We start from the raw sequence: 5,488 nt of genomic DNA on the forward strand, positions 1-5,488 counted from the left end.
TTAATTAAAAATCAATAATTCAACTTATTTAGCAACGAATATAGCGAATTTAAAACAAAGAAAATTCTAAACTATTAATTTATTCTTTTTGCCTTTTATCCGTGTAATTCGTGTTAATTCATTGCAAAAAAGACTTTTTGATTCTTTAAAGAAAAACATTAGTTCAACTTATATAAATATCTATATGGATATAATTTGGCTATTAATATAAAAAACATACCGATAATCGGTATGTTTTTTATGGTTCAATAAAGAACTTTGTGATTAACACTAATTATAATAGATATTACAATAGTTTAGTAATTAGGAATCGGTTAAATTTATCCGACACCTAAGTATCTCTAAAACTCCCTCTGAAACTAAGAACTCACTTTATTTAATACTTATTCCAGATTACTGATAACCGGACTTCTTGTACTTCATTATCTGTTATTAAGCTAATTTTCACAAAAATCGTGGAAGAGCCTTTTTTATTAATAGCTATCAAGCTTAGTACTTATTAATTTATTATTTGACCTTTAATACCTCTTTAGAACTATAAGTATTCTTTAAATCAACCCTTAGCTCTTCTTTTTTATACTCTTCTTCCAGTTTCTTAATTACATCAGAAGAACTATATCTTCGCTCATCATGAATTAGACCGCGGCTAGACAAGATATAAATCTCTTCCATCTTTGATTCTACTATCATCCACTCTTGGTCTAATATCCCACTAACAGAATCATTTGGCATTTTAATGATATTAGACTCTACTATTAAATAAAATAATCCTTCTCTATCTAGAGCACCTAGCCTCACTAGATAAGTATTATCCTCTTTTAAATCATTTACATAATAGCTATTATCTTCTAAGCTAATTCTAATATCATAATAGCTTTTATAATTTGAATCAAGGGTTAGATTATAAACTCTTAATACCAGTACAATATCATTGATGTCTTCATATCCTAATTGAGAGAATAATTGCTTTACCCTACTAAAAGAACACTCCCAATATAGATGGGCTGTTTTAGGATTCTTGACCTGTAAAACTATCTTATCTATACCATATTTTTCAGGAAGATGATATTGATTCATCAAATTATTTTGATATAAATCTTTTTTAGAGGTTCTTTTATCCCCTTGACTACTTAAACTTTCACCTCCCTCTAACTGATTTGAATTCAATTCATTAATCACTTCCATAACTTATAACCTCCTTATAAATAATCATAATTTTTACCTATTTTACTAATTAAAAATTTATATAAAATGTATCGATTAATGGATATATTGTTTTATTCTAAAGTTAGTTGACTATATGAAATCGGTTGCTTAGCAACTGTAATATATTTATTTATTCATCTATAATTAAAGAACAGATTCTTTTCAAAAAAATAAATTTATAATTTTCTGATAATTATAAGCTATCTAATTATAGTATCTTTAAACACAATAAGGGGTACATTATAATGTACCCCTTAAGTAAAAAATTCTTATTATAGGATAATTTGATTTGATTCAATCATAGAATGAAATCTATTGGATTGATCAACTACCCCCAATTTAGCTAAATATTTATGCCCTTGCTTTAAGCCATCTAAATAGCAACTCTCATCACTAAAGCTAATCTTTAAATCATAATAATTCCCATAGTTATCACTAGCTGTTAAATCATAAACCCTTAATAATAAACCAACTTCTCTAATATCATCATATCCAGCACTAAAGATAACTTTATTAATCTTATCAAAGGTATATTCCCAATATGCATAAGCAGTTATAGGATTCTTTACCTCTAAGAAGATCTTATTACTATTATAATTAGTAGGAATAGTATACTCACTATTTACATCCTTTACTAATATACTATTTTCTTTCTGCTGACTTAACTGACTAATGCTAGTAGAGCTTCCCCACAAATAATCTGCCCCTTGTAACTGATTTAAGTATACATCTCTAATCTCTGACATTTCTTATAACCTCCTTATAAATCTTTTCTTATAGATATCAGTGATTAGATATATTCCATAAGTAATTTTAGTTGCTTTATCAATTATGAAATATACTTATATCTATAGCTATCTAAGTCCAAATTAAAATCAGTAATAATTATTTTTTGAACTAATCTTATATCTTGTGTTAATCACCCCAAGAGTACTTCCTCAAGAAATAAAGAGCAACTTCTTTCAGGGCACTGTGGCAAAAATAAAGTTTTAAATTTTTTAAAGTTGGATAACTATATTGATATTCCAATATCTATAAAAACTATTGCTCTATTATAACTAATATTAGTTATGTTTTTTAACAAAGCAATCTATTTAATAAAGTATATTATGATTTATTTAAAATATTACTATAGCAGGGATTATTTCTTAATAAATAGTAGTTGAGGCAACTTATAGAGTTCCAAGCTCAAAGAGTAATTTAATGGATGTATTGGGACACTTTCGTATTAGTGTGAGTTATGAGTATTAGTGTGAGTTATGAGTATTAGTGTGAGTTATGAGTGTGAGTGTGTGTGAAGTGCCTTTCTATTGGGGGTTACTCATACTCACACACCCACTCACACTGATATTTAAAAGTGTCTGAATATCTCTCTATAACGATATATTTAAATTTGACTCTATAGTTAAATACCACAGAAATAAATTCTATAGCTTATTAATAGAATTATAATAATGTTATAGAAGGATTGTGAACTTTAGAGATTTCATCAACCTTAACTACCTTCTTCTCTTCTATAGACTTTAAGATTGCCAAAATAGTTTTAAGATCACCAAATTCTACCTCTGGGGCCACTGAAATGCTTTCTTCTAAGCTAAAGTCTTTATAGAAGTTTAACAGTTCATTATAAAAACCACGTTCAGGCTTAAAGGAAATCTGTTCTGAACCACCATTATTATAAAAGACATTGACTATACCTGACTTTCTCTCTTCTAAATAAATCATACCTTCGGTTCCAAAAATTCTTGTTCCCAATAATGGGCGTTGAGCCTCTTGTCCACTAGGAAAATAAGAGAACTGACCAATTACTCCACTTTTAAATTCCATATTAATATGGGCAGAACGGTAGGGCATATAATCCTCTTGCTGAGGTTGACCAAAGGCCTGTAAATTATCTATCGCACCAAAGATATGGCGAATCCCAGCTAAATTATGAATAGCACCATCTAATAATCTCCCACCTGGAAAATCAGGATGTTGTCTCCATTCTTTAGCTGCAAAAGTGTCACCTAACATATCTTTGGGGAAATCAGTGATATAATTACTGATAAAATAAATCACATCACCGATTTTACGCTCCTTGATTAAATTTCTGATAATATTATTCTCTTCATTATATCTAAAGTTCTCAGCAATCATAACTTTTATCTTGTACATATTAGCAAATTCAGTAAATTCTAAAGCATCTTCTAAATTTGTAGCAAGGGGTTTTTCACAGATGATATTTACCCCTACTTGAGCTATATCTTCAGCTACTGGAAAGTTATCCTCAATAGGAACCATGATATCTACAGCATCTAAACTCTCTCTATTAATCATCTCTCTATAATCAGTATATGCCTTATTTTGAGCAAGACCAGCCATCTTAGTAGCTTTAATTGCTTTATTTTGATCAATATCACAGCAAGCAACTATCTCATACTTATCTTGCAATTGTTGATAAGCTGGATAATGTAACCTCTCCCAAGCCAATCCACAACCAATAATCGCTATCTTTAATCTTTGCAAATTTATCAACTCCTACTCTTAATTTAATGGTTGGTTAATCTGATAGAATAAGTTAACTACTGTATACAATTATATCTTGTACATCAATGCTTATCTTTATACTTAGCTAGTTTTAACAATTAGGATAGACATTTTCTATTATACTGACACATCAGAATGATATGCAACAGTTTGTTTGTTATAAATTGGCAATTGACGACCAGTCTACTTAGCAGATTCCTGACTTCTGATAACTGATTTCCCAAAGTGTCTCACTATAGTAAGTTCCAGTACTTATATCTCTTTTTATGCTCTCAATTCTAATTATAATAGATCATATTTTCTCAACACCTCATTATTTATATTCTGCTCCACAACAAGTAGTGACTTAAAGTGTAGTTCCAAGATATAATCTATCAAATTCTGCTGATCTTCTTCTAAAATTATTCCTTCATATTCTTGCTCCTTTCCTTTGATCCAATAGAGAGCATCGTATAAATTATCAAAAATCGGGAACCTTCTTCTATCAGGAAGATTAAAGTTAGAATTAAGATCAAGATTGATTACTACATTATAGACCCTAATCTTTTTATCAGAAATTATACTATAAACTAAATCTTCTATTGCTTCAATATTACCTTGATTGCTTTTATAAGGATTGAACAGTTTCTTATTCTTTCCAAAATTCCAATACTCCATACTGACCATCCCGCCTATTATTCCTGAGACCTTCATAATCTTAATCACATAAATATAATTCAAACCGAAGATAATAGAATCAATCTGCTGTAAATAATTATCGCTACAGGGTAGATAAATATTATTTAAGACCTTAAACTTATCATTAGCCAATATGTCCATCAAATTTACTTTAAACCTCTTATCTAGTCTATCTTCTTTCTCCTTAAATTCTATATTCTTATGATATCTATGATATTTATATAACTTAGGTCCTATTTTCCATAAAACAATTCCTAATAAAACTACAAATGAAATAGCTCCATAAAGTGAATACTTATAATAAGGAGTATACCTATAATAATAATCTGCTATAGACAATGTACTTAATAATATTAATAATCCACCTATCAAAAATTTGCGAAGATTTCTTTTTCTACTAATCTTTTGATTGACCCTAGTAAAATAATCAGTCTGATTCCCATTCTTCTTATCCTTAACTAATATAGCCATTCCTTAGCCTCCTACACTACTTACCCTATAAATTTGAAATATAAAATACTATTATTACAATTAATGGGGTTATAGAGAGATAGTGCGACACTTTTAAGAATCTGGAATCAGTAGTCAGGAATCAGTTATAAACACTGGTTCCAGATCGCAATATCCCCATTATGTTTCACTTTAAATTCACATATCTGTAGTATTAACTAATATCTATTTACCCTATGTATTCAAAAATAATTAATCATAGTCCATTCGTGAACAACCTCCGAGACAAGCAACGGAGGCTTCAAAAGAAGTTTGAAGTTTAAGTTTCCTCCTAATTTATTAGGATATCCTTATTCTTTTGGGACTTGCCACAAGCCCATTATCCCTAATCTGCTTTAACATTTTGGGAATACATTTATCCTTTAAGTATTTTCTCATTATATTTAAGCTACCATTTACATCAGCATTGATTAGTTTATTGCCAGTTTTGAATAGACCTCTTGCAATTCTTCTAGACTTATCATAGTTAGATTTATTTAATTTTTCTAGGTCTATGGAACTGCAACCTGATGTATAGCTTTCATTAATTTTAACAACTTTAATACCTTCTAATTCAGCTTTGTAC

General features: G+C 29.1%; 5 protein-coding genes. All 5 read right to left on the minus strand.

The window, feature by feature from the left end; genetic code table 11:
- Positions 1-507: 507 nt before the first annotated feature.
- Positions 508-1,185, minus strand: coding sequence for a DUF4912 domain-containing protein (locus tag ACTCDL_RS13685; protein WP_463177953.1), 678 nt, complete (start codon positions 1,183-1,185; stop codon positions 508-510).
- A gap of 293 nt (positions 1,186-1,478) precedes the next feature.
- Positions 1,479-1,952 (minus strand): DUF4912 domain-containing protein, encoded by a 474-nt coding sequence (locus ACTCDL_RS13690; RefSeq protein ID WP_463177956.1) that lies wholly within the window; start codon positions 1,950-1,952, stop codon positions 1,479-1,481.
- Positions 1,953-2,652: 700 nt separating this feature from the next.
- The gene (locus ACTCDL_RS13695; RefSeq protein WP_463177959.1) at positions 2,653-3,714 is read right to left on the minus strand and encodes a Gfo/Idh/MocA family protein; all 1,062 of its coding nucleotides are present in this window, start codon (positions 3,712-3,714) and stop codon (positions 2,653-2,655) included.
- 303 nt (positions 3,715-4,017) lie between these two features.
- On the minus strand, positions 4,018-4,884 hold the full coding sequence (locus ACTCDL_RS13700; RefSeq protein ID WP_463177962.1) for a nuclease-related domain-containing protein: 867 nt from the start codon (positions 4,882-4,884) through the stop codon (positions 4,018-4,020).
- A gap of 318 nt (positions 4,885-5,202) precedes the next feature.
- Positions 5,203-5,488, minus strand: a 286-nt coding sequence (locus ACTCDL_RS13705) for a zinc ribbon domain-containing protein (RefSeq protein ID WP_463177965.1), incomplete at its 5' end; no start/stop codon positions are given.

The organism is Orenia sp., assembly GCF_055140805.1.